Here is a 24,379-nt window from a genome sequence, read left to right as displayed (position 1 = left end):
TTCTCACGTCCTCGCCAGCACCGCAGCGCCGTGACGCCGGTCAGGGGGTAGAAACCCGACCACAGAAGCGAAGAAGGTGACGACCGCGCCATAAGACAACGAACTCACCACCGATCCGGTATCGGCCCGGTACCTCTCCGTTATGGCCGGCGCCCCACCCAGGAGCGGACGATCCCCACATTCCCCCATACCCCCTCCCACCAGGACGTTCACCCCCACCGATATCGAGTTGGCGCTCCCCCCGGCCATCGCGTATGCTCTCGGACGTCGCCAAAGACCGGGCCAGCCCGGTCGGGGGACACCTCCAGAGCCGCTAAGCTCGGAGCAGCAAGGTCCTGTGGAGCAGTTAGGAGTGCTCGCCACCCTGTCAAGGTGGAGGCCGCGGGTTCAAATCCCGTCAGGACCGCCAGACGTGCGGATGCGCGTCGTTGGGCAGGTAGCTCAGTCGGTACGAGCGTCCGCCTGAAAAGCGGAAGGTCGGCGGTTCGACCCCGCCCCTGCCCACCTCTCCAAACAGCGAAGAACGGCCCCTGACCAGCGTTTACGCGGTCAGGGGCCGTTCTCGCATGTCCGGCTGTGTCCGGCTGTGATCTACGGTTTGCGGCTGGCCGTGCGGAATACGTGCGGAACTCAGTCGCCGCGTAGCGCCTGCTCAATGCGCCGCTTGGCGGTCTCGTCCTGCCCCTCGATGCACTTGGCGTAGACGCGGAGCAGGACTTCCACACTGTGGCCGGCCCACTCGGCGATGCGGGTCGGAGGCACACCTCCGTTGAGCCACGTGGACACGCACGCGTGCCGAAGGTCGTAGACCCTCTTCACGAGCGGCGAAGCATACTCGGCATCGCTCAGCACCGCCCGACGGGCGGCATCCCACGCGCGCCGGTAGGTGATGCCAGCCAGTTCCCCTCCCCGGACCCCCCAGAACAACCGACCACCGGGCCCGGGACCGATGTCGCGCAGGTGGGCACGCAAGATGCGCGTGAGCGGCGGGGGCGTGGGCACGCGGCGCCATTCGCCCTCGGCGCGACCCTTGAGGCGCCGTTGTTCGCGGTTCGCGCCGTCGTCAGTCCAGTCGGTTCCTACCTCGGGGCTGGCAGTGCTGAAGTGAAGCTCTTCTCCACGTCTTCAAGGGCGCCCGCTCCGCGGCCGCCGGCGGCCGCCCGCCCCGGCGCGCCGGGCATGCGGCCTGTCCCGTCCGGTCCCGCCGCGCCGCGTCGCCCGTCCGCTACACCAATGAAGCGTCCTATCGAGGAAGAGCGGCTCACTCAAGAGCGCTGGCGGGGTACACGGCGGGCGTAGGGTGGCGTACGTTCGAGATGGGCGAGCCGACCCGACAGGATGCCGGGCCGGCTCGGTGGTGGTGGTGCCTGCGCTATCGAGCCAAGCTCACGATGGCTTCGGCCAGCTGTGCAAGAGCTGCCAGAGCCGCAGGCGCTACCACCCACCAAACTCGGCTGATCCGAGTGCGGCGATCCCGCGTCACCTGATCCCACCTCCTCTCGTTAGGTGCCGTGGCCACACGCACCTATGCCGAGGGGGAGATCCGTCGAGCAGGACTCAACGAACCTATCGGCTAAACAGGCCCGAGCCCCACAAGTCCATAAGCCGCTGACCTGCGAAAATCATGAACCTCTGGCGCAACAGAATCGGCGGCGTCAACATATGTTGATGTGGAGATCAATGAGAGGTTCGAGACCTTCCTAGGGCGCGTCGGCCGGAAGCTCGTGACGAGGTTGATCAAGGTCGAGGGGGGCGACCCAGATGACCTAATTGAGCGGATCAAGATGACGTCGCGCATGATTGAGCAGCTAGAGGGGCAGTTAACCTTCCTCATCACCGCAGGGAAGGACGACACTAGCCAAGGAATGGCTCTCCTCAGAGAGATCCTCAGCAGCCCGCCAGCGGACAATCTTCCGACCTGGAAGGAAGTCGGCGAGGCTCTGGGAGTCAGCCCCCAGGCAGCCCACCGAAAGTACGGGGCGATGCGGAGGAGGCTGTCCGGCAAGACTCGCGAGTACGAGTGAACCTGCGACCACAGACGGGCGGGGTACCACGAGCGGGCCAGCGCCAGTCGGTCCTAAAGATCCGAGTGGGACTTGAACGGGGCTGAACCAGGGGGCTCCGCCGCCCCCTGGACCCCCGCGGGCCGGGGCACTCATTCGCGCGAGACTGTCTGTCACACCTTGCGGGCCGTTCGCGCGAACGAGCACCCCGGAGCGTTGCGCGCCCGTACGGCATGTGTCTTCGAGGAGACCAACGGCCCGGTCAAGCACGAGGCGTCGTGCCATTAGCGTGCCATTAGGGGCGGTCAGTGAGGGGTACTCACGGTCACTTGCGGCGTCGATTTCCGTCACCCGCTCCACCGCGCCTAGGTTCCGATGCCACCGCACAGATCAGCATGAGCGGTCTTCCGGTGGCTGTAAGCCCAAGGGCAGGGCACGAGTGTGTGACGCCCCGTCTGTGCTTGCTCCGCGGCAAGTCATTCGCTTATTGGGTTCACCCGAAGACGTCTGCCCTCTACAATCTTCGTACTTTATCGGCGAGTTTGAGGAGTTTTCGTGTCGGCCAACGCCAAGCTCCGGGGTCATTTGAGCCCCCATATGCAGGATGAGGAGACGATCGACGTGGCGGTCGTCGCCCAACTCAAACGCGGGATGAAGCAGCACCTGGCAAAGAATCTGGCAACTGGGCTGGCAACCGGGCTGGCGACGACGGCAGCCACAGGCGGTGTCGGGCTGATCGCGTTCGCCTCTCTGCCGGCGGTGTGGGTCGTAGTGACATCTCAGCGGGTCCTGATGTACGCCAAGACCAGCAGCGCCTCCAAGCCGGGCAAGCTGGTGTTTGAGGCGCCCCGGCAGGCCGTCACCGCCAGTATGAAGTCCCGGCTGTTCACTCAGGTAATCATCGCCGACCGCAGCGATGGCCAATCGCTGGCTCGGCTGAACCTCGGACTCAGGAGAAAGCGCGCCAACAGCATCGTCGTCTCCGTCGAACGCTGAGCCGAATACGGGCCGAGATTCGGAGGCATAGGGAAGAAACGACAGGTCAGGCGCGTATGGCGGTGGGACTGTAAATCCGTCGGCTTAGCCTTCCCAGGTTCGAACCCTGGACCCGCCACACCAGCAGCAACAACCCCTGACCAGGCAGAACCCGGTCAGGGGCTGTTCTCGTCATGTCCGGCTGTCGGTGATCGTTTACGGCTCTCTACGGGTGGCTGGGTGGAATACGGGTTGAAGTCTGGCGCCTCGTTAGACCTCGTCGACCGCGCTCCGCAGGAGATCCTCCGGCGTCCGGTGGACCTGGGTTGCTTGGGAGATCCGGCGCTTGGCTTCCTCTGCCTGCCCGACAACGCACTTGGCGTAGACGCGTAGGAGTACGGCCACGCTGCGGCCGGCCCACTCGGCCACTTGTGCGGGCGGCACTCCCGCGCTGAGCCACGTGGAGACGGCGGCATGCCGGTCGAGAGCCAGCGTTTCAGAAGTGGGGCGCCACCTGGTGACGACGGACGACTGACCACGTGGGGGGCCGGCAGATGCTGGCCCCCACGTGGCTCCTGGTGCTCCCGTGCCTTGCAAGGCGTGTGCTGAATACGTGCCGAAGTTGCATGCCACGGGGGCAAAGCAGCAGGTCACGCGGACAATGCTAGTTGGACTGTAAAGCGGAGGGTCGGCGATTCGACCCGCCCCTGCCCACCTCGCATGAGCAGCAAAAACGCCCCGGAGCCAACAGGCCCGGGGCGTTGTCATTGACAGCAACCGCACATCTCCCACGAGGGGACGGGTCAGCAGACCGACACCGCCGACACCGCTCCGATCGGCAGCCACGCTATGCGAGTCACCACCTCAGTAAGTGATCAATCGAGCCCAACCGGTTCCCGGCCCTTTGCCCATCTGCGCAACCTCCACCGATAGACCGGCCCAATCGCAAACCGGAGAGTCGCCCTGTCCCCGTCCACGACCAGCCGAAGCCGCCTGATGGCCGGAGACCCATCGGTCGAGCGCAGCCGAAGACTCAGCAGGCGAACCCGCAGGAAAGCCCTCCACGTGCCCTCATCCCGCTGAGCCTGCAGCACCAGCCGGACTGCCTCGAACGCCGGAAGAGCCTGGAACTCGCACCGCATCGTGGGCTGGTCTCTCTCAATCTCCCGCAGCAAAGCGATGGGCCGGCTCCCACAGGTGAGCACGTAATCGGCTCTGTCCATGCCCGCCATCCTCCCCCAGCCCCACGCCTCAGCATTCATCCGGACCACTCAATCTGGCGACGCAGCGGATGCCCCTCCCCAAGCCCTCAGACTGACAGCAACAGCAGCCACCAGCCCCAGCCACGGGCCCACGCCCACAGCCGGTCAACCTCGGTCGATGCTCGCGCGGCAGGGGTGTTGCTCTAGCTGAAAAGCGGAAGGTCGACGGTTCGCCCCCGCCCCTGCCCACCTTCACACCTCTGACCAGCAGGAACACGGTCAGAGGTGCTCTCATTTCCGGCCTCGAAGCGGCCTCAAGCGGATGCACACCGCTCGAACACCTTCCGCCTATCGCACACACGAAGCCTCCCGCCCCAACTCAGCGAACCGAACTCCACGACCGCCACACCCGTACCCGCAGCCGGCAACGGCACAGCGAACGCCGCTCCGGGGCCCTCAGCGGCAGAAGAGTGCGTCTGGGACGTTGGCGACACCAAATATTCGGTGGCCCTACCCGGCCCACGGTGGTGAAGTGACGGAGTGAAGCAGCAGCGCAAGCGGCGGTCCATGGGGCGCACGACGCCCCTTCCCGTACGCCACCACGCACGCATCGCCGCAGCTCAGAGCGGCGATGCACGAGTGAACGCCTCGATCGGCCCCAGCGGCGAGGTCATCGCACTGTGGACGGCCGCCGCCGACGTGCCGTGAGGTCGACTACGACGCAACCAGGCTGGGCCGTCTTCCCAGACCCTCGGGCTCCTCGCCCGGTGACCACTCGGGTGACGCTGCACTCGCCGACGCTGGCCAACGTAACCACGATCCGCGACTTCCCGCTCGCGCACCCGACCGTCCAGCCGCTGCCGAACGGCCGGGTTCTCGCCGTGGGCGCCAGGGCTCGATGGCGCCGGGACGGTCCAGACCGCAATGCGATCATCTACTCCGCCGACGGAACCACTCTTGCCGCCGAAACGCTCGGGGACGGCATCCAACACGTCTTCACCACCGGCACCGGTCACGTCTGGGTGGGCTACTTCGACGAAGGCGTCTACGGCAACCGCGGCTGGGGCGAGCCCGGCTCCCAGGAACCGATCGGCTCCTGCGGGCTCACACGATTCTCCCCGGATCTGAAGGCCGACTGGCGGTTCCCCTCCCACGTGGACAACCCGTGGGGCGCGATCAGCGACTGCTATGCGCTCAACGTCGACGCGGACACCGCCTGGACGTGCTACTACACGGGCTTCCCCATCATCCGCATTCACGATGGGACTCTCACCAGCTGGCACGGCGACGGCACCGCCGCAAAGGCGCTCATCACCGACGGCTCACGCATCGCCCTGTACGGCGGATACAACACCGACCGCGACCGCCTGTTCGCCGGACAACTCGCCGATGGCCGAATGCGGGGCACCGGGGAATACCGAGTCGTACTCCCGGACGGGCAGAAACTCCCCAGCGACGCGCTTGTCATCGGACGCGGCCCCGACCTACACATCCTCACAGACGCGGACTGTTACCGGCTCGACCTCAGCGACATCCCAGCCGAACCATGACGCCGCCCGCAGGCTACGGCGGTGATTGTTGAGGACGTTGGCGGCGACTCCATAGAGCCAGGGCAGCAGCGAGTCCGTGCTCAGCCGTACCTTGGCCCGCCGCCGCCAGGTCTCCATGAAGACCACGGAGGTGAGGTCCTCGGCCGCCGACCAGTCCGCCGTTCGCCGGAAGCAGTAGTTGTAGATCGTGCGCGAATGCCGATCGAAGAGCTCACCGAAGGCTCGCTCGTCGCCGTCCCGCGCACGGATCCACAACTCCCTGTCCGGAGGGGGTTCGAGGGTCATGGCCTTCTAGTGTCCGCTCCGCCCCTTCGGTTCCCTCCCGGTTCGATCGGCCACCGAGACCGCAACGGGCGGCAGGCCGGGTTGAGAGGACGCGTCCAAGTGCGTGCGTGGGTCCGGAGGGCGCGGAAGATCTTCTAGCCTGGCCGGATGGCGGACAACACCGAGGACCTCGCGCTTCCCACCGCGCTCGCCGAAGTCGCCGTGATCGGCTTCACCTGGGAGTGGGACGAGGAGACGGACGAAGGGCGCGGCGTCGACTTCGAGATCTACGAGCGGATCGAGGATCCCGCCCGGACCGCGTGGTGGTTCCGGCTGTGGACCGGCAACCCCGAGGTCGATGGCGGTCAGTTCCGGTTCTTCGGCACGACCGGCGCCGGTGACTACGCCGGCTTCTGGCTCGTGCGACCCGGGGCGCCGCTCATCGACCAGCCAGTCGTCTACGTCGGCTCCGAAGGCGAGCACGAGGTGCTCGCCGGCGACCTCGGCGACCTGCTCTGGGTGTTCGCCGCCGGCCTCGGGCCCGCCGAAGCCTCCACCGAATCCGATCCCGCCGCCGAACCCCACGCCGGCTTCCGCGCCATCGCCGAGCGTCACGCGCCCGGCCGGCGGCGTCCGCCCGAGGAGATCGTCGTCGCGGCGCAGGCCGAATTCCCGGACTTCCACGAGCACATCGCCGCTCTGATCCGCTGAGCGGACGGTCGGTCCATGTCATCGGCAGGCGGGCGATCGCTGCCGCGAGGCTTCCGGTGCTCGGGCCCTGGTCGTCCCTGCGCTCCGGTCCGCTTGCCTCCGGAGTCCACGGGTGCTGTCGTCGTTCTGGCCAGGCCGAGGATACGCAGGTCAGCGGCTACAGCGGCGGGCCATTAGCCAGGGTGATCAAGGGGCAGTCTCGGTCACTTGCGGTACGGCGCTGCGTCAGGTCAGCGGTACCAGGAGGCCGGACCGGAACTCTTCCCAAGCTGAAGTCTCATGGGAACGTGGTCTCGGTCGAGCAGGCGCTCGATGTGGCTTAGCAACCATCTCCGCATGCCGAGCGTCTCAGTCAGTGGTCCGTCCGTTGGGCTATGGGGCAGGAAGCCGGTTCGACGCCGGCCGAGGGTGTCTCACTCGGATCTCTAGCCTTGATCTCACTCACGGTCCTGGGTAACTGGCTCCTGGACATGGTCAAGCGCAGGCAGAGTGACGAGGGAGGTACCACCATGGAGGAACGTTCTGATCTTCTCCAAGTGGTCGTGAGCAGCCTCGCGGGAAGCGTCCTCCTGCCCACAGCCGAGCGGACGGCGACGGCAACGTTGACGGCAACGACAGCGACCGAAGCGCACCACGGGCGTCCGTCAGGCACCGCCTGACCTCCGTTGGTGTGTGGGCGCAGGGTGGTTGCTACATCTGAAAAGCGGAAGGTCGGCGGTTCGACCCCGCCCCTGCCCACCTCACCTGAGCAGCAAAAACGCCCCGGAGCCTACATGGCCCGGGGCATTTTTGACGGCAACCTTGACGGCAACGTCCTCAGCCGAGCACATCTCCCAGCTTCCGCAGCGCGGCCCGCTTGTCCTCCAGCGAGGTGTGAGCGTAGATCGTCATCGTCACTTCGATATCGCTGTGCCCGACGATCTCCTTGACGACGTTGGGCGCGACACCGAGGGCGAGCAGCAGCGAGACGCAGGTGTACCGGATGTCGTGGAAACGGACCGAGCCCAGCCCGGCGGCCCCGCGAACACGCCCCCAGCTACGACGGAGATTGTCCGTACCGGCCGTGGTCGGCACGAAGACCGCACCCTCGTATCGCCCGTCCTTGCGTTGGTAGATCGTTCCTTCTCCGTTCGCGCGCTTGCGCGAGCGTACGGCCATCAGCGAGCTGGCGGGAATCGCCACCCTCACCCGGAACGAAGTCTCCCGCTGGGAGCGCGGCGAACGCGTCCCGACGACTGGTTGCCCTACATCGCCCGCGCCCACAACATCCGGCTTTCGGTGCTGGAACGCATGGCCGCCCACGCCCGAGGCGACCAGCCCGCCACCGAGGACGCCCCGTCGACCTGTCGGCCCTGTTCCCCGGGGGTCAGGCGCTCAAAACGCGCATCGCCAACGCCTGGCACAGCCCCACGGTCGCCAACGCCGGCGCCGGCCCCGCCCTGGTCCTGGTCGGCGGCTACGCCGGATCAGACCTGTCCGGCTGGGCCGTCCTAGACGAGGACACCCTCACCCGCCGCATGATCGAACGTCTGCTCACCTCACTCGGCGCAGATCCCCACGACCGCCACACCCCGTTCACCGAACCAGACTCTCCAGGCTAATAGACCCCACTGCTAGGACCATACCGACAGGACTGTTAAGTTAGACCCATGAGTCTAGTTAGGGAGACGTCATTGAAGACCATCGTGATCACTGGGGGCACCGACGGCATCGGCAGGGGACTGGGCCTGCACTACCTGGGCCGCGGCGACCGGGTGATCGTCGTCGGCAGCAACCCGGACAAGGGCCGCCGGTTCCTGGAGGAGGCCCAGGCCATCGGCTCGGGCGAGCGCGCCGCATACATTCAGGCCGATCTGAGTCTGGTGGCCGAGAACCGGCGGGTCGTCGCCGAAATTGCGCAGAGCCACCCGGTCGTGGACGCCCTGGTGCTGGCCGCGCGCTACTACCGCTCGACCCGCCGCGAGACCGCCGAGGGCATCGAGCACAACTTCGCGCTGTTCTACCTCAGCCGGTATCTGTTCAGCCACGGCCTGGCCGACCGGCTGGAGGCAGGGGAACAGCCAGTGATCCTCAACCTGGCCGGACCGGGCGGTGACCTGTCGGCAATGAACTGGGACGACCTCCAGTTCACCCGCGACTACCGGCCGGACCGGATCATGGCGCAATGCGGCAAACTCAGCGACCTGGCCGGCGTCGAATTCACCACCGCACACCCCGGCACCAGGATCCGTTACGTCCTGACGCATCCCGGCCTGACCGCCACCGGATTCACCGGTGACTACAACGAGGCCGACGCTGCGCTGGTCGCCGGAATGCACGACCGCGGCCAGCCGGTCGACGCGGCCGTGGACATGCTGCGACGCCACCTCGACAACCCCGACCCAGAACCCTTGAGCGCCTACATGCAGCACACCAAGATCGACGTGGGCGGCGCGCCCTTCGACCCCGCCGCCGCGCGACGGTTGGCGAACATCACCCAGACCGTGCTCTCCGGGAGCGGCCAACCGGCCTAGAAGGCCGTCCTGCGATCCACAACGAGCGCTGTCCCCGATCGCCGTGATCGGCCCCAACGACATCGACGGGCAGGGCATGAATGCGTGGACTCCCGTGCGGGCCTGCCGGTCCCACTGGAGGCGCCCGCCGAACTGCTGACGCGGGCCAGGTAACTCGTTCGGGGAACTTGTTCGGGCGGCTTCCGGTGCTCGGGCCGTGGCCAGCCCTGCGCTCCGGGTCCACTTGCCCTCGAACCATGCGGGTGCTGCCGCAGGTCAAAGCAACTGCTGTACAGCACAGAAGTACAGCAATAGCCCCTCACAACGCTTATACGATCTTCCAGCGGCACACGTCGCGAGCCGGGTCAGACCATGTCGGTCCAGGAGCGCCGGTGGTTCGCCAGGTGGTCACGGGCGCGGGGCCTGGCAGGATGCGCGGCGCGCCTAGCGATTGACTTCCCCGGTCAGCGCCGACAAGCGTGACGGAAACCCTGACGGCAACGTCGACCACCAACCCCACCCATCGGCACACGTCCAGCACCGTCCGACCTCGGCAGATGGGGCGGCGGCAGGGAGATCGCTACTTCTGAATAGCGGACGGTCACCCGACCGACCTTGGCTCAGTTGAGCGAGCCTGAAGCGGGGGTCTCGCGACCCCCAGCCCCCCGCGGGCCGGAGGGCCCGCCCGCGCGAAGCTGTCTGTCACACCGTCTCGTCGTTCGCGCGGGCGCACCCTCCGGGACGGGCGTGCGTGCTAACGACGGCGCTACAGCGAGGTTGAATGATCTTGGACGGGTGTGGACGTCCGGGCGGGCGCGGTGCTGGTCAGGGACTCGTGGGGACTGCGCTGGACGACGCTGATCTTGCTACGGATCAGAAGGTTGGGGGTTCGAATCCCTCCGGCTGCACCAGGTCAATGGCCCCTTCCAGACCTGGAAGGGGCCATTGCTGTGCCGTGGGAGCCACGGTGGGAGCCACGCGCCCAGTGCAACCTGAGCACCTCACCGCGCCGCAACCCGTACGCGAGCGCGATCATGACCGCTATCTAGAAGCGATGCCCGGTCACCTCATCAAGGGCGGCGGCGCTCAGGCCGCTGTGCGGCCCCGCGCCAGGCCGCCCGGAGCGTGCGGCGTGGGCGCCAGTCACCGGACGGCCGCGCATCGTGCCACGTCCGTCGGCCTCGCCCCGTCCGCCCGCCGCGGGCCGCACCGCCGCCAAGTCCTAAGCGGCGCCGTTGCGCCGAGGCCCGTTCGTCAATGGGCATCAGGCCGTGACCGTAGTCGAGCGTTGTTGCAACTCATCAGGGTCAGCACGGGGCGTTTCTGGTTGAGCGAATTCGATCAACGGGGCCTTCGCAGCCCCCTTGACCCCCGCGACCCGGAGGGCACTCCCGCGCGAAACGGTCTGTCTGAGACTGGGCGCCGTTCGCGCGGGAGCACCCTCCGGGTTGGCGTGGGCGCTAACGGTGGTGCTGACAACGACCGAGCCCTGGATCTCGCTCATCGACCGCTCCCAACGACGCCGGACCAGGCAACATGAGCGACACGTTCGACGGCTGAAAGCGCGAGGTCAGTATCGCCGAGACCGTCAGCAACAGTGACAGCAACAGCGGCAACCGGCCCCAATCACGGGCGCATACTGGCAGCCGGTCAGCCTCGATCGATGCTCGCGCGGCAGGGGTGTTGCTTAGCTGAAAAGCGGAAGGTCGGCGGTTCGCCCCAGCCCCTGCCCACCTCACACGAGCAGCAAAAACGCCCCGGAGCCAACAGGCCCGGGGCATTTTTGCGTCGACCGCCTCACCTTCGGCGGCACCATCATCGAAACCGGCACCGACTCCCACTGCCTCTCCCGGACCCGCGCAGGACGCCAGCCCTGACTGCTAATGGACACCGAAAGCTGAGTCTGATGCCGATTTCGTGACGGATCTACCGCCGTGATCTCGAGGGCTGCCGGTCAGACGATCCAGGGGGGTGTGATCTTGTTGTCGGCGTCGCCGGGGGTCCAGGCGTGAGCGTCGGCGGGAGCCGTGACGATGGCCGTGTAGCCCTGGGGGCCGGCGGTGAGCTGGCGGGTGGCGTGGGCGGGCAGGACGGCCGTGTCGCCGGGGCCCGCCGTGGAGGTTTCGCCATCGAGTTCGATGGTTGCCTCCCCTTCGAGGATGGTCCAGATCTGTTCTGCGTCGAAGGTGTGGACGGGGCCCTTCACGTCGGGCGTGACCTCGGTGCGCCAGATAGAGGATCGCGCACCGCCCAGGGTCGGCGAGGCGAGGGTGGTCATGACGGCGTTCGGGGTCTCAGATCGACGGCTTTCGGCATGACGGACGAGGGTCACGGTTCACATCCCTAGTATAGACAATGTCGCTGTCTATATGGTTAACGAGGTTGTCCATCATGTCAAGTGATCTGCGGGGCTTCGAACTGCCGCTGCGGCTGCTGCTGGGGTTCCGGGTGCTCATCGACGAGCTGCACGAGGAGCTCGCCCGGCAGGGCCATCCGCAGATGCGGCCCATGCACGGGTTCGTCTTCCAGGCCGTCATGCGAGCCGGCGGCCGGTACGGGACCACGGCCGCTGACCTGGGCCGGGCGCTGGGCGTCTCCAAGCAAGCGGCGGGCAAGACCATCGACATGCTGGAGGGTCTCGGCTATCTGCGGCCCGGGCACGATCCTGGCGATGCGCGCCGTAAGACCTACACGCTGACCCCGCACGCCTACGATGCGCTCGAACGGTCGGAGCAGATCTTCGAGGACCTGCGCGACCAATGGGCCCAGACCATCGGCGAGGACCGGCTGCGGGCCATGGTGGAGGACCTGCGCAAGGTCACGCCACCCGACGCGTTCCGCCTCGACACCCCGCAGTGGTTCAACTCACCGTAACGAGCCCTTTGATCAGCCTAAGTCCGGTCCCCGACCGGGGCTTTCCCTCACCACGACCGACATGGCCAGATCATCCGACCGCGCCCGCCGCCACAGCCCCACGCCCCAGCCTCCGCCTGTCTCACCGCCTACAGGCCACGGGCTCCACCACGACAGACGCAGTGCGGTCACTTCTCACACATTGACCAGAGCTCCGGCCACCCCGTGCGGTCAGAACCCGCGAACAAGCGTGGCCACTCCCGCAAACAGAACCAGGCACAGGTATCCACTCGGGGATGGCTGATGCTCCACCGTCCGGGCCGTGCTGGCCGGGTGGCGGATCCGCACTGCTTCACCGCCCACCCATGACGGCCAACGGTGGTCCAGTGCGCGTACTCTCACAGCACTCCCGCAACAGCTATTCCTATCGCCGTCCCGCAGGCTGGTACGGGGCCTACAGGCTCAAGCCGGACTCCAGATGCGCCAGCGCCCTGTCGATCTCGGCGGGCCCATCCATGTCGGAGTCCTGTGCCCACTGCAGCCAGACCATGGCCACGACCCCGAAGACCGCGCCGACAGCATTGCGTATCCGCGGATCGTCCACGGCGCATCCGGCCCTGTCCGCCACGATCCCGTAGACGTCCTGAATCAGATCCGGGCTTCTACGCAGGTTGGCCACCAGTAGCTCCGGCACGGTGGCCGCGAACACCTCTCGCGCATGTCCCGCGGCGATCTCTTCGGCGGACAGGGAGGCGAACGCCGCGTGGAACGCGCCGCGCAGCACGGTGACCGGTGCACCTGGCGGCTGAGCGGCCAAGGCGTCAGCGAGGGGCGGGAAGCGATCGAGCGTGACCAGATGCTCCTTCGTCGGGAAGTAGCGGAAGAAGGTGGCGGGAGAGACTTCGGCGGCCTGGGAGATCTGCTCGATGGCGGTGGCGTTGTAGCCGCGCTCCCGGAAGAGCCTGAACGCCTCGCGCAGGATCGTCTCCCGGGTCCTGGCCTTCTTGCGCTCGCGCAGCCCCCCGTCACCCATGCTCCAAACTCTATCGCACCCACAATTGACAGCAGACTCTCATAAGAGAGTAGGCTCTCAGAAGATCAAGAGAAGCCTTGCCGGTTGCCCACGTTGGGGAGTGGTGTGCCCTGGAGGCTGCGGACCTCACGGGCCTTGCGGCGAATGCCCCCGCAGAAACCGCGTCCACAACATCCGAGCAATTGGCCCATGACACCGGAGGGGGCCCCGTAATGGGCGACGACATCAACGGCCTGCACCATGTGGGACACATCGTGCGAGACATGGACCAGGCAATGGGGCGGTACCGGCAACTCGGCTTCACCGTGCAGGCACCTGCCTATCCCGTTCTTCCCCGTGTTGCGGGAGGCCCCGCCGAGCCGTTCGGGGTGGCCAACACCCACATCTATCTCTCCCGCAACTTCATCGAACTGGTGGCCGTCATCGACGACACCGGCCGCATGCCCGGCGAAGCCCGCCCGATCCCGCTGCAGGTGCCCGACGACAAACTGCCGGGGCTGACGGCCGCCATCCGGGCCACGGCCGCCAACATCACCTCCTTTCTCCAGCGCTTCGAGGGCCTCCACATCGTGATCGCCGATACCCCGCACATCGACAGCGTCGCCGCACGGCTGACCGCGGCCGGCGTCGGCCACGGCGGCGTGCACGCCATCCAGCGGCCCGTCGAGACCCGCACCGGAACCACGATGGAACCCGCCCGCTACCTGGAGATCTCCGATCCCGGTCTGCCCGTCGGGCGCGTGCCGGAAGGCAGGATCGGATTCGCCCAGAACACTCCAGCCGAGGCGCTCGCAGATCAGCAGCACAACGACCATCCCAATGGCGCCACCGAACTGATCGGAGCCGTGCTGTGCGTCGCCGACCCGGCGCTGCCCGAACTGGAGCGCCGCTACAGCACCTACTTCGGCCAAGCCCGAGAGGGCCAGATAGGGCGATTCGAGCGGGCGGACGTCACCGTTGTGGCCGCATCGGCACTTGCCGACCTGCTGCCCGGTGAACGTCCGACGGCCCTGCCTGCGTTCGTCGCCTACGCGGTGTCCGTACGCGACCTCGCCGCCACCGAGCGGACCTTGCGCGACAACGGCGTCCCCATCATCGGCACCAGGCCCGGAGAGATGTTCGTCCCGGCCGACGCCGCGCTGGGTGCCGCGATCATCTTCCGCCAGGATGACCGACGGTCACTGACGCTTTCTTCGTGGTGATCACTTCCGGTTTGTGTTCAGTACAAGGGCTGCGCGGGTGATAGCGCCGGATGGGTGGCCGAGCAGGCCTCCGGGGGTCCCGCGCGCCCGCGCACGACCGTGTCAGGCAGTAGCCTTCCGGTGTGCGGAAAGAGCGCGATGAGGGTTCCGAGGACCAGACCGGCCGGACCAGACCGGCCTATCCCATCTCGTCGGTCGACAACGCGCTCCGGCTCCTCGCGATGTTCGGCGAGCATGAGCGGGTCAGGCTGTCGGACGCCAAGGACTACCTGGGCGTCGCCCACTCCACCGCGCACCGGCTGCTGGCCATGCTCGCCTTCCATGGCTTCGTCAGCCAGGAGCCGGACTCGCGCGGCTATGTGGCCGGACCGGCGCTGGTGGAGATCGGCCTGGCCGCGATCGCGAACATGGATGTCCGCGGGTCGGCCCGGCCGCTTCTGGAGGAGCTGACCGCCACGTTCGGGGAGACGGCGCATCTGGTCACCCTGGAGGGATCCATGGTCCGCTACCTGGACGCGGTGGAGAGCCCGCGCGCGCTCCGCGTCGCGTCCCGGACCGGGACGACCTTCGCCGCGCACTGCACGGCGTCGGGCAAGGCGCTGCTCGCCCAGCTCAGTGACCAGCGGCTCGCCGCGCTGTTCCCCGCCGGAGAGCTGCCGCCCGCGCAGACACCGGAGTCCATCAACGGCCTGGCCGACCTCAGGGACGAGCTGGCTCTGGTCCGCTCACGCGGGTACGCCGTCAACCGGGGCGAGAGCGAGGACGGCGTGGCCTCCGTCGCCGTCGCGGTGCCGGCGTCCCACCGCGCCCCGCGGACGGCCGTCTCCGTCTCCGTCCCGCTCTCCCGGCTCTCCGACGAGCTGATCCACGCTATCGCCGCCCGCATCCAGCAGGCGGTCAAGAGGCTCGGCACCTAGGGTGTCTCAGGCGATGCCGATGCCGCCGTCGGAGTGGACGATGGTGCCGGTGACGCCGCGAGCCCGGTCGGAGGCCAAGAAGACATATCCGCCCGCGTGGTCGGCTCCGGTGAGCGCGACCGCGAGCGGAGTCCGGCCTCGCAGCTCCGCTTCGCGCTCGGGCGTGGCCACGAGTTCGCGGTCGGCCTGCCCGAGCCCCTCGGCACCGCGCAACCGGGTGCCCAGCGTGCCGCCGGGCGCGACGCCGTTCACCCGGACCTCGGGGGCGAGCTCGTGGGCCAGGGCGGTCACGCAGCCGCGTACGGCGAACTTCGATCCGACGTACAGGATGCCGCCGCGCCCTGGATAGAACCCGGACGTGGACACCGTCAGGACGATCGAGCCGCCGGACGCGCGCAGGTGCGGCAGCGCCGCCTTCACCGACACCAGCTGGCTCTTCACGTTCACCCGGTAGATCTCGTCGAAGCCCTCGTCCAGCTCGGTGTCGCTCAGTTCCGACAGGCCGCGGTAGAAGTCGAAGATCCCCACGCAGTTCACCAGGATGTCCAACCCGCCGAACGCGTCGACGGCGGCCCGGACCGCCTCGCGGGCGTCATCGGCCCGCGTCGAGTCGCCCTGTGTCACGACCTGGCACGGCAGCGCGCCGCATCGGGCCGGATCGAGCTCCAGGGCGCCGACCTGGGCGCCTTCGTCGGTGAAGGCGTCCACCACCGCCCGGCCGATGCCCGATCCCGCGCCGACCACGAGGGCGCGCCGTCCCGCGAGCCAGCCCGCCATCAGTGTTCCGGCCCGTGCGGAGTGGCGAGGAGAGCGGAGAACGCCTCGTGCTCCTGCCAGGTGAGCGCCTCCAGTTCCAGCGGGCAGAGCAGGATCTCCCGGCCGGTGCGGGGCGCGGCGATGCGCAGCCGCATCCCGTTGCGGGTCCGCACCAGGTCCACCTCGACCTCGGCGTATTCGTTGGCAAGTATCATCCCCACCCCTTACAGGAAGATCGCCAGGTTCTGGGTGCGCAGGACGGTCTCGTCGACGAGCACCCTCCTGCGGGCGAGCCGGAGCGCGCCGTCGACGCGCCGCAGCACGTCTTCGCGGCCGGCCGAAAGCAGGTCGGCCTCGCGGTTGTCGCCCCTGCTGCGGAAGAGCAGCAGCGACGACTCGGCGCGCAGTTCGCCCCCGGCCGCGCGGAACGTGCGCACGTTCGTCACGAAGTGCCGGGTCCGGGACGGCGGATCCTCGGTCCAGGCGTGGTCGGTGGCGAAGCGGTCGACGCGTTTGCGCAGCGAATAGAGGTCCTCGTCGAAGTGCCCCATGTCCGGGAGGGTGTCGAAGCCGGCGCCGCGCGCGGTCGCGACCCGGACCGGCATCAGATAGCGGATGTCGTCGGTGAGCAGGTCCAGCCAGCCCGCATGGTCCTGACGGTCCAGGAGGGCCGCCTCCTCCACCAGGAACTGGTGGACGTCCAGGTGGTCCGGGTCGCTGTAGCGCACGAGCGTCATGTCCGGGCCCCCAGGTCGAGTCGTTCGGTGGCCGGCGGCGCGGTCTCCAGGTGGTCGAGCCACATCGACAGCCAGTGCCGCTGGTTGAACTCCCCGAACCCCTGCCTGGCCGTGCCGGGGCCGGAGAACGCGGTCATCGGGGGTGTGATCGGCTCACCGGCCGAGGTCAGGCCCATCCGGCTGTTGAGGTTGAAGCGGTGCGCCATGGAGCCGCCGGCCATCTCGGTGATCGACACCCAGTTCTCCACGTCGTCCTGCTCGAACATGCCCGAGCTGCCGAAGCACATGAGGTAGGCCTTGTAGGAGTCGCGTTTGAACGACTCGGGAGCGGCGCCGTCCACGGCGAACCACGACAGCACCTCGGTCTCGTTCCGCGACACCGGCTGCCACTGGCGGACGGAGATGAACGGCGCCACCGTCCCGGCCTCGTCGATCTGGGGCCAGTTGTGCACGAAACTGAGGTTGGGGAAGAGCGTGGCGGCCGACACCATGAACCCGTCGTCCTCGACCAGCATCCGCTGCTGGGGCGACCACAGCGCCCCCATCCGCTCGATCATCTCCCCGGGGTAGCCGACGTAGCGGAGCTTCTCGGCGAAGTCGCCGGGTGGGAGCTTGTAGGTGGTCCCGGCTCCGGGTCCGGCGAAGTAGAGGGCGCCTTCCTTGCGCTTGTTCGCCTTGGGCTCCCGGAAGAGCCCGATGTCGACGACGCTCGCGTGCGTGTGGGGCGTGTGGTAGCTGTCGCCCGCGAAGTTCTCCGCGCCGATCTTCCAGTTGGCCTTCACCCGCCAGCGCTGCGGCCCGCGGAACTCCAGCCCGGCGGGGCTCTGGCGGGCGTAGAGGTCCAGGTAGAACGCGAAGTCTCCGAGATACTCCGGCAGGGGCGGCGCGTTCGGGTCGAGGCTGATGAAGACGAAGCCCCGGTAGGTGTCCATGGACGGTGCCGGGAGGAGTCGCTCTCCCCGCTTGGCGAACCCGTCCTCGCCGCCGTAGGCGTCCACGTGGAAGGGCAGCCCGGCCAGCCGGCCGTCGTTGCGGTAGGTCCAGGCGTGGTAGGGGCAGCGGAAGTGGGAGGCGTTGCCCAACTCGGCCCGGCACACCTGCATGCCGCGGTGCAGGCACATGTTGAACATGACCCGGACGGTGCCCTGCTCGTCCCGGGCGACGATGAAGGAGTCGTCCAGCACCCGCCGCACCACGTAGTCGCCGGGCTCGGGCAGCTCCGACTCGTGCGCCACGAACACCCAGGCGCGTGAGAACAGGCGCTCGCGCTCCAGCCGGAAGACCTCCTCGTCGTTGTAGATGTATGCGGGGATCATGCCTCGCCGCACATCGGCGAGTGCCGTGACCGGATCGAACGTCATCGTGTCTCCTCCAACCGGCCGTACCCGGACCGACCGGTGCCGGACGGCCCCGGGGTGGACGCCCCGGAGCCGGGCAGGCCGAGGCCGGAGGCCTCGAGCCGGGCGAGCCGGTAGCGCCAGATCGACTCCTCGTTCAGCTCGGCGCCCAGGTCGGGCAGCTCCGCCACGTCCTCGTCCGGAAGACTCCGCGGTGCGCCGCCGGGGCGGCTCGCCTGGAGCGTCATCCGGGCCAGTGCCTCCACGTTGAGGGTCCGGACCACCGCCTGCGCGACGGTGGCGCCGGTGACGGTGACGCCGTGGCCGCGAAGCGCGCACACCGGCCGGTCGCCCATCGCCGCGAGCATGTCCCCGGCCAGGTCGGTGGTGCGGATGAGAACGCCCCGCTCGTACACCGGGATCCCCTCCAGCGCGAGCCGCATGGCCGGGATGTTGTACGCGCCGAAGATCGGCCGCAGCGGCAGCCGGGCCAGGTCGGCGGCCACGAGCGCGGGCGGATGCGCATGCACCACCACGGTCGCCTCCGGCCGCCGCCGCAGGGTCTCGGTGTGGATCGGCAGTTCGGCCGGGACGGCGTAGCCGTCGGGAAGCCGGTCGTATGGCCCGTCCAGCGGGACGGGCCGCACGTCCTCCGGCGTGGTGAACAGCAGTCCGCTCTCCTGTGGCCCGCGGCATCTGACCAGCATCCGGTCCGCGCCGATCCGCAGGCTCACATGGCCGAGGACGTCCTCGGCCAACCCGGCGTGCGCGAGCACCCGGCACGCGAGCGCGACCAGCCGCCGTTCCTCCCCGAACTCCATCCACACCCCTCAGAATCTGTACTCAGGAAAATTTTGCTGCCGCAAGTCTGCCCTGGAGAAAGTAGTTCTGCAATGATCCCCCTCACGAGCCGTTCGAGAAGGGGCCACCCGATGCAGAGCTGGATCCATGTACTGGAGTGGCGGGCGAACACCCGGCCCGACGTGCCCGCCCTCGTCGACGACCGCGGCCGCCGGCTCTCCTATTCCGAACTGCTGACCGCGGTCGAACGCGCGGCCGGCGGCTGGGCCGCCCAGGGCGTCGCCGCCGGCGACGTGGTGGCGGTGCTGGCCAAGAACAGCGCGGACTTCCTCGTGCACACCTTCGCCCTGATGCGCGTCGGAGCACTGCCGGCCCTGATCAACTGGCGCCTGTCCCCCGCCGAGCTGGCCGAACTGTTCACCCTGCTGGAGCCGGTGGCGCTGGCCGCCGACGCCGAGTTCGCCGAACGGCCGCTGCCCGGCCCCGCCGTCCGCGTCCGCATCGGCGGGGGCGGCCTCCCGGACGGCTGGACCGACGGCGCCGCACTCGACGCACCGCCCCCGCCCCGTCCGGAACTGTCGGGTGACACACCGATGGTGCTGGTGCACACCAGCGGCACGACCGGCCGCGCCAAGGCCATCCCGCTACGGCACGGCGCGCTGATCCAGAGCGTCGCCGCCTTCGCCCTGGAGATCGGTGACCAGGTCGCCGGCTCGCGGCACCTCCAGATCATGCCGCTGTTCCATCTCGGCGGATTCGGGCAGGCGATGCAGGTCGTACTGACCGCCGGCACCCTGCACGTGCACACCGTGTTCCGGCCGCCGAGCACGGTCACCGCGATCGAGCGGGACCGGATCGAGTTCTTCACCGCGGGTCCCTCGCTCATCGACATGCTGCTCGCCGAGGTCCGCGCCCGCGACACCGCACCCGACCTGTCCAGTCTCGTGGAGATCGCCTACGGCACCGCGCCGATCACACCGGTCCTGCTCGCGGACGCGCTGGCGACCTTCGACTGCCGGTTCCGGCAGATCTACGGCAACACCGAGAGCCAGAGCATGATCAGTCTGCTCGCCCCCGAGGACCACCGGCTCGACCACCCCCATCTGGCCAGCGCCGGCCGGGTCTCCTTCGGGTGGGAGACCCGGATCGTCGGCCCGGACGGACGGCCCGGCGCGCCCGGCGAAGCCGGTGAGCTGCTGATTCGCGGAGAGTGCCTGTTCCGGGGCTACTGGCGCGCCCCGGAGGCCACGGCGGAGGCGTTCACCACCGACGGCTGGTACCGCACCGGCGATGTGGCACGCCTCGTCGACGGCTACCTCTACATCCTCGACCGCGCCAAGGACATGGTCATCAGCGGCGGCGAGAACATCTATCCGGCCGAGGTCGAGGCCGTGCTCGCCCGCCACCCGGCGGTGGGTGAGGTGGCCGTCATCGGGCGGCCGGACGCGCGCTGGGGCGAAGCGGTCCACGCCGTCGTGGTGCCCGTCGCCGACCTCACCGAGCCGGATCTGATCGCATGGTGCCGCGACCGGCTGGCGCACTTCAAGTGCCCGGTGTCGGTGGAGTTCGCCTCCGAACTCCCACGCACCACGACCGGCAAGGTGCTCAAGCGCGAACTGCGCGCACGCTACGAGATCCCGGCATGAGCGGCGCGGACCTGGGGCTTTCCTTCGCGCCCCACAGCGGCCTCGCCCCCGCGGAGATCGGACGGCTCGCCGCGGAGGCCGAGCGAGCCGGCTTCAACGACATCTTCGTCGCAGAGGGGCACGGCGATGCGCTGGCATCGTGTCACCCGGTCATCACCGCCACCGAGCGGGCGAGGGTCGGCACCGCGGTCGCCAACGCGGCCCTTCGCCCTCCCGTGCTGGCCGCCAAGACCGCCGCGCTGCTCGACGACGTGTCGGGCGGCCGGTTCCGGCTGGGGCTCGGCACCGCCAACGCGTTCATGAACAGCCGGTTCGGGGTCGGCCCCTCGCCTTCGCTCCAGATGATGAGCGAATACGTGCAGGTGGTCCGTGCGGTGCTGGCCGGCAGCCCGGACGGGTTCACCGGCCGCCTCTTCCAGACCGGCCACGTGCCGCTGGACCGCCCGCCCGTCCGCGCGGACCTGCCCATCCTGCTGGCCGCCATCGGTCCCAGGATGCTGGCGCTGGCCGGACGGATCGCCGACGGGGTGATCCTCAACCTCGTCTCGCCCCGCCAGGCCGGCCGCGCTGTGCAGGCCGTCCGGACCGCCGCCGCGAGCGCCGGACGCGACCCCGCCGCGGTCCAGATCGTCTGCGTCGTCCACTGCTGCCCGTCCGACGACGCCGAAGCCGCCGCGGCGGCCGCCCGCGCCGTCGTGCCGCGCTACGTGATGCACCCGGCGCTGGCCACGCCGCACGGCGCCGACCTGTCCAAGGCCCGCGCCCTCACCGCGTCCGGCGACCGCGCCGGCGCCGCGGAACACGTCCCGCAGCAGGTCGCCGACGCGTTCGTCGCGCACGGCGACGCCGGCACCTGCCGGGCACGCATCGCGCAGTACCGGGACGCGGGCGTCGACCTGCCCGTCCTGTTCCCCATGCCCGTCGCCGGCGACTGGACCTACGAACGCGTCATCGCCGATCTCGCCCCGCTCTCCCACCGCTGACCCCGGAGGTCCCCATGCAGCACGAACAGATCGTCGACCGGTTCTTCGCCGCCATCGAGGCCGGCGCGATCGACACCGTCCAGGACATCTACGCGCCGGACGCCGTCATCTGGCACAACGACGACCTCGTCGAGCAGACGGTCGAGGACAACCTCAAGGTCCTGGCCGGCCTGCACCGCGCGGTGTCGGGCATCAGCTACGAGATCGTTCGCCGCGCCGCGCTCGCGGACGGAGTCCTGCAACAGCACGTGCTCCGCGGCCGGCTCCCCGACGGCACCACCGTCGCCCTGCACTGCGCGATGTACCTGCAGATCCGGGACGGCCACATCACCCGCGTCGACGAGTACCTCGACTCCGCCGCCCGCGGCCCCATCCGCAGGGCCCGCGAGAGCGTCTAAACCGTGGTTCAACGCCCGGCCCGGCGTCCTCGCCAGGCGGCTGTGTTTCCAACGCCCGGCCCGGCGTCCTCGCCTAGGGCTCGGACGCCGACCGTGCTTGGGCGAGCGCGGCATCGCTCCGCGATCTGGCTGGTGGGGCTCGCCTTCGGCTTCGCCCCACCGGCCAGGCAACGCACTCGCGCGACGACCGAGGCACTTTGAGACAGGCCCTAGGACTCCGGTGCCTCCGGCTGGAGGGCCCCGCCGGGAATCTGCGCCGCGCCTAACTCGACCTGCGGCCTCTACGGTGGTCAAGCCAGACGAAGAGAGCGTTAGAGGCCCTGACCGCGAAGGAAGGGTCGCCGCCACCGCTCAGCGACTGCGTGCTGATGAATTCCGCGTTGGGATTCCGGCGTCGTTCGTACTCGGCGTTGCTCTGCCCAGGAAGGCGCTTCTCGGTTGCGGTCATCGCCCCTCCACGGTGCGCAGACCACATGAGGGCCGCCGTCCCCTGCTGGTCACTGAGATCTGGCCGGGCGAACTCCATTCGGAAGCGGGCGGTGTCTACCCAGATCTTCCCAGTCGGACCAGTCGCCGTCCCGCGCGACCTGCCACACATGCCATAGATGACCGTTCACGCCGCGAACGAAGACCTCGATCCGTCCATCGGCTGAACTGTGCGCAGCGGGGTCGCCAGCCACCAGCAGCAGGTCACCATTCGGAAGCGGACGGTCCCTACTGAGGTTCTGCCAGCCAGACCAATTACCATTCCGCGCAACCTGCCACACATGCCACAGATGACCATCCGCACCCCGAACGAACACCTCGATCCGCCCATCCGCCGAACCGTGCGCAGCCGGATCGCCAGCCACCACCAGCGGGCCATCATTCGGAAGCGGGCGATATCCGCTCACATCTTCCCAGTTAGACCAGCCGCCGTCCCGCGCGACCTGCCACACATGCCATAGGTGATCGTCCGCGCCGCGAACAAACACCTCGATCCGCCCATCCGCCGAACTGTGCGCAGCGGGGTCACCGGCCACCTCCAGCACGTCACCATTCGGAAGCGGCCGGTGTCTAACCAGATCTTCCCAATCAGACCAGTCACCGTCCCGCGCAACCTGCCACACATGCCATAGGTGATCGTCCGCGCCGCGAACAAACACCTCGATCCGCCCATCCGCCGAACTGTGCGCAGCGGGGTCACCGGCCACCTCCAGCACGTCACCATTCGGAAGCGGCCGGTGTCTAACCAGATCTTCCCAATCAGACCAGTCACCGTCCCGCGCAACCTGCCACACATGCCATAGGTGATCGTCCGCGCCGCGAACAAACACCTCGATCCGCCCATCCGCCGAACCGTGCGCAGCGGGGTCACCGGCCACCTCCAGCACGTCACCATTCGGAAGCGGCCGGTGTCTAACCAGATCTTCCCAATCAGACCAGTCACCGTCCCGCGCAACCTGCCACACATGCCACAGACGACCGTCCACACCCCGAACAAACACCTCGATCCGCCCATCCGCCGAACCGTGCGCAGCCGGGTCGCCAGCCACCGCCAGCAGGCCGCTCGGCATGAGCACGGTCGCTTTGGAGGAATCCGCGAAATGGTCCAGAATCTCGGTGAGACCGGGCCGTAGCCTCGGGTCTTTGGCCAGGCAGTCGCCGACCAGACCGGTGAGGTGGGAAGGGAGCCGGGTCAGGTCGGGGGTTTCGTGGACAATCCGGTAGACGATCGTTCCCGCCGGCCCTGTGCCGAAGGGGCCGTGTTCGGTTGCGGCGAATGTGAGTACCGCTCCCAGCGCGAACACGTCGCTGGGCGGCCCGACCTCTCGTCCGTCCGCCTGTTCGGGCGACATGTACCCGGGAGTCCCGAGCATGGTGGTCGAGGTATGGGCGTCATCCAGCGCACGGGCGATACCGAAGTCGATGACGCGGGGACCGTCGGCGGCGAGGATGATATTGCCGGGCTTGAGGTCGCGGTGCACAAGACCCTCATGGTGGATCGCGGCCAGTCCCTCCGCCAGTCCCGCTCCCAACGCGCTGAGCGCATCGTCGGCCAACGGCCCGTGTTCACGGACGGCTTGTTCAAGCGACAGGCCAGGGATGAACGCCGTGGCCAACCACGGGGAGTGCGCTGTGGTATCGGCGTCGACCACTTGGGCAGTGTAGAAACCGCCGACTCGCCGGGCCGCTTCCACCTCCTTGGTGAACCGGCGCCGAAACCCGGTGTCCTCGGCCAGTTCCGGGCGCACCACCTTGACCGCGACCGGCCGCCCACCTTGAGATCGGCCCAGGAACACCAGTCCCATCCCGCCTCCGCCCAGCCTCCCCTCCAGCCGGTATGGGCCCACCATGCCCGGATCACCCGGCCGCAACGGCTCCATCCAGAGACACCTCCCCGAGAAACACCCATCTCTCAAGCAAGTTGAGATCATCTCAAACCGCTCATCTTCGGGAGAAGCATCTCGACGTACCTTGTCGAGATGCGGTGTCATCGCCGTCGTCCAGCGTCCAGTCGGCTCGACAAGCCCTCGTGG

The 24,379-nt window shown here is 68.4% G+C and carries 23 protein-coding genes and 2 tRNA genes; 14 read left to right on the top strand and 11 right to left on the bottom strand.

The window, feature by feature from the left end; genetic code table 11:
* Positions 1–331 precede the first annotated feature (331 nt).
* Both OHA34_RS25565 and OHA34_RS25560 read left to right on the top strand, forming a co-directional pair.
* Positions 332–409 (top strand) — tRNA-Asp (locus OHA34_RS25565).
* 21 nt (positions 410–430) lie between these two features.
* A tRNA-Phe gene (locus OHA34_RS25560) sits at positions 431–504 on the top strand.
* A gap of 126 nt (positions 505–630) precedes the next feature.
* Here the strand turns inward: OHA34_RS25560 and OHA34_RS25555 are convergent.
* Positions 631–819 carry a hypothetical protein gene (locus OHA34_RS25555; RefSeq protein WP_329519136.1) on the bottom strand — a complete coding sequence of 63 codons (189 nt, stop codon included), beginning with the start codon at positions 817–819 and terminating at the stop codon, positions 631–633.
* An 851-nt stretch (positions 820–1,670) separates the two neighbouring features.
* On the opposite strand from OHA34_RS25555, the gene OHA34_RS25550 reads away from it, so the two are divergent.
* The 4 genes from OHA34_RS25550 (at position 1,671) to OHA34_RS25535 (ending at position 5,730) form a co-directional block, all read left to right on the top strand.
* On the top strand, positions 1,671–2,024 hold the full coding sequence (locus OHA34_RS25550) for a hypothetical protein (protein ID WP_285939064.1): 354 nt from the start codon (positions 1,671–1,673) through the stop codon (positions 2,022–2,024).
* A gap of 534 nt (positions 2,025–2,558) precedes the next feature.
* On the top strand, positions 2,559–2,999 hold the full coding sequence (locus OHA34_RS25545; RefSeq protein ID WP_285939065.1) for a hypothetical protein: 441 nt from the start codon (positions 2,559–2,561) through the stop codon (positions 2,997–2,999).
* A 1,721-nt stretch (positions 3,000–4,720) separates the two neighbouring features.
* Complete coding sequence (locus tag OHA34_RS25540; protein WP_285939067.1) at positions 4,721–4,888, top strand: hypothetical protein; 168 nt, start codon at positions 4,721–4,723, stop codon at positions 4,886–4,888.
* 59 nt (positions 4,889–4,947) lie between these two features.
* Positions 4,948–5,730 carry a hypothetical protein gene (locus OHA34_RS25535; RefSeq protein WP_285939068.1) on the top strand — a complete coding sequence of 261 codons (783 nt, stop codon included), beginning with the start codon at positions 4,948–4,950 and terminating at the stop codon, positions 5,728–5,730.
* Here OHA34_RS25535 and OHA34_RS25530 read toward each other — a convergent pair.
* Positions 5,665–6,015: an RNA polymerase sigma factor gene (locus tag OHA34_RS25530; protein ID WP_329519135.1), complete on the bottom strand. Its 351-nt coding sequence runs from the start codon at positions 6,013–6,015 to the stop codon at positions 5,665–5,667. The genes OHA34_RS25535 and OHA34_RS25530 overlap by 66 nt on opposite strands.
* Before the next feature lie 147 nt (positions 6,016–6,162).
* On the opposite strand from OHA34_RS25530, the gene OHA34_RS25525 reads away from it, so the two are divergent.
* Positions 6,163–6,705, top strand: a complete 543-nt coding sequence (locus tag OHA34_RS25525; RefSeq protein ID WP_329519134.1) for an SMI1/KNR4 family protein — start codon at positions 6,163–6,165, stop codon at positions 6,703–6,705.
* Positions 6,706–7,521: 816 nt separating this feature from the next.
* Here the strand turns inward: OHA34_RS25525 and OHA34_RS25520 are convergent.
* A complete protein-coding gene (locus OHA34_RS25520) occupies positions 7,522–7,887 on the bottom strand; it encodes a tyrosine-type recombinase/integrase (protein WP_285939072.1) in 366 nt (121 codons plus the stop codon).
* Positions 7,888–8,378: 491 nt separating this feature from the next.
* Between OHA34_RS25520 and OHA34_RS25515 the strand changes: the two genes are divergently transcribed.
* Positions 8,379–9,218 carry an SDR family NAD(P)-dependent oxidoreductase gene (locus OHA34_RS25515; RefSeq protein WP_285939074.1) on the top strand — a complete coding sequence of 280 codons (840 nt, stop codon included), beginning with the start codon at positions 8,379–8,381 and terminating at the stop codon, positions 9,216–9,218.
* A 1,933-nt stretch (positions 9,219–11,151) separates the two neighbouring features.
* On the opposite strand, the gene OHA34_RS25510 is transcribed toward OHA34_RS25515, so the two are convergent.
* Positions 11,152–11,529, bottom strand: a complete 378-nt coding sequence (locus tag OHA34_RS25510) for a cupin domain-containing protein (protein ID WP_329519133.1) — start codon at positions 11,527–11,529, stop codon at positions 11,152–11,154.
* A 59-nt stretch (positions 11,530–11,588) separates the two neighbouring features.
* Between OHA34_RS25510 and OHA34_RS25505 the strand changes: the two genes are divergently transcribed.
* Positions 11,589–12,071, top strand: a complete 483-nt coding sequence (locus OHA34_RS25505) for a MarR family winged helix-turn-helix transcriptional regulator (RefSeq protein ID WP_285939078.1) — start codon at positions 11,589–11,591, stop codon at positions 12,069–12,071.
* Between the two features lie 433 nt (positions 12,072–12,504).
* Here OHA34_RS25505 and OHA34_RS25500 read toward each other — a convergent pair whose 3' ends face one another.
* Positions 12,505–13,083, bottom strand: coding sequence for a TetR family transcriptional regulator (locus tag OHA34_RS25500; protein ID WP_329519132.1), 579 nt, complete (start codon positions 13,081–13,083; stop codon positions 12,505–12,507).
* Positions 13,084–13,295: 212 nt separating this feature from the next.
* Here OHA34_RS25500 and OHA34_RS25495 point away from each other — a divergent pair, with 212 nt between their 5' ends.
* Positions 13,296–14,285 carry a VOC family protein gene (locus OHA34_RS25495; protein ID WP_329519131.1) on the top strand — a complete coding sequence of 330 codons (990 nt, stop codon included), beginning with the start codon at positions 13,296–13,298 and terminating at the stop codon, positions 14,283–14,285.
* Between the two features lie 122 nt (positions 14,286–14,407).
* The gene (locus OHA34_RS25490; protein ID WP_285939084.1) at positions 14,408–15,202 is read left to right on the top strand and encodes an IclR family transcriptional regulator; all 795 of its coding nucleotides are present in this window, start codon (positions 14,408–14,410) and stop codon (positions 15,200–15,202) included.
* Between the two features lie 6 nt (positions 15,203–15,208).
* Here OHA34_RS25490 and hcaB read toward each other — a convergent pair whose 3' ends face one another.
* The 5 genes from hcaB to OHA34_RS25465 are packed head-to-tail and all read right to left on the bottom strand — an operon-like array spanning position 15,209 to position 18,853.
* Complete coding sequence (hcaB, locus tag OHA34_RS25485) at positions 15,209–15,979, bottom strand: 3-(cis-5,6-dihydroxycyclohexa-1,3-dien-1-yl)propanoate dehydrogenase (protein ID WP_285939085.1); 771 nt, start codon at positions 15,977–15,979, stop codon at positions 15,209–15,211.
* A complete protein-coding gene (locus OHA34_RS25480; protein WP_285939087.1) occupies positions 15,979–16,173 on the bottom strand; it encodes a hypothetical protein in 195 nt (64 codons plus the stop codon). The genes hcaB and OHA34_RS25480 overlap by 1 nt, the downstream gene beginning before the upstream one ends.
* Positions 16,174–16,182: 9 nt before the next feature.
* Complete coding sequence (locus tag OHA34_RS25475) at positions 16,183–16,695, bottom strand: 3-phenylpropionate/cinnamic acid dioxygenase subunit beta (protein ID WP_285939088.1); 513 nt, start codon at positions 16,693–16,695, stop codon at positions 16,183–16,185.
* Positions 16,692–18,056, bottom strand: a complete 1,365-nt coding sequence (locus OHA34_RS25470; protein WP_329519130.1) for a Rieske 2Fe-2S domain-containing protein — start codon at positions 18,054–18,056, stop codon at positions 16,692–16,694. The genes OHA34_RS25475 and OHA34_RS25470 overlap by 4 nt, the downstream gene beginning before the upstream one ends.
* Complete coding sequence (locus tag OHA34_RS25465) at positions 18,053–18,853, bottom strand: class II aldolase/adducin family protein (protein WP_285939091.1); 801 nt, start codon at positions 18,851–18,853, stop codon at positions 18,053–18,055. Before OHA34_RS25465 ends, OHA34_RS25470 begins: the two co-directional genes overlap by 4 nt.
* A gap of 111 nt (positions 18,854–18,964) precedes the next feature.
* Between OHA34_RS25465 and OHA34_RS25460 the strand changes: the two genes are divergently transcribed.
* The 3 genes from OHA34_RS25460 to OHA34_RS25450 are packed head-to-tail and all read left to right on the top strand — an operon-like array spanning position 18,965 to position 21,860.
* Positions 18,965–20,479, top strand: coding sequence for a class I adenylate-forming enzyme family protein (locus tag OHA34_RS25460; protein WP_285939093.1), 1,515 nt, complete (start codon positions 18,965–18,967; stop codon positions 20,477–20,479).
* Complete coding sequence (locus OHA34_RS25455; RefSeq protein WP_329519129.1) at positions 20,476–21,462, top strand: LLM class flavin-dependent oxidoreductase; 987 nt, start codon at positions 20,476–20,478, stop codon at positions 21,460–21,462. The genes OHA34_RS25460 and OHA34_RS25455 overlap by 4 nt, the downstream gene beginning before the upstream one ends.
* Positions 21,463–21,476: 14 nt before the next feature.
* A complete protein-coding gene (locus tag OHA34_RS25450; protein ID WP_329519128.1) occupies positions 21,477–21,860 on the top strand; it encodes a nuclear transport factor 2 family protein in 384 nt (127 codons plus the stop codon).
* Positions 21,861–22,357: 497 nt separating this feature from the next.
* Here OHA34_RS25450 and OHA34_RS25445 read toward each other — a convergent pair whose 3' ends face one another.
* Positions 22,358–24,196 carry a protein kinase domain-containing protein gene (locus OHA34_RS25445; RefSeq protein WP_329522446.1) on the bottom strand — a complete coding sequence of 613 codons (1,839 nt, stop codon included), beginning with the start codon at positions 24,194–24,196 and terminating at the stop codon, positions 22,358–22,360.
* Positions 24,197–24,379 lie beyond the last annotated feature (183 nt).

This window comes from Spirillospora sp. NBC_01491, assembly GCF_036227065.1.
Classification (GTDB): Bacteria; Actinomycetota; Actinomycetes; order Streptosporangiales; family Streptosporangiaceae; genus Spirillospora; species Spirillospora xylanilytica.
The sequence above is the reverse complement of the archived record's forward strand: the minus strand, read 5'-3'. Positions and strand labels throughout refer to the sequence as shown.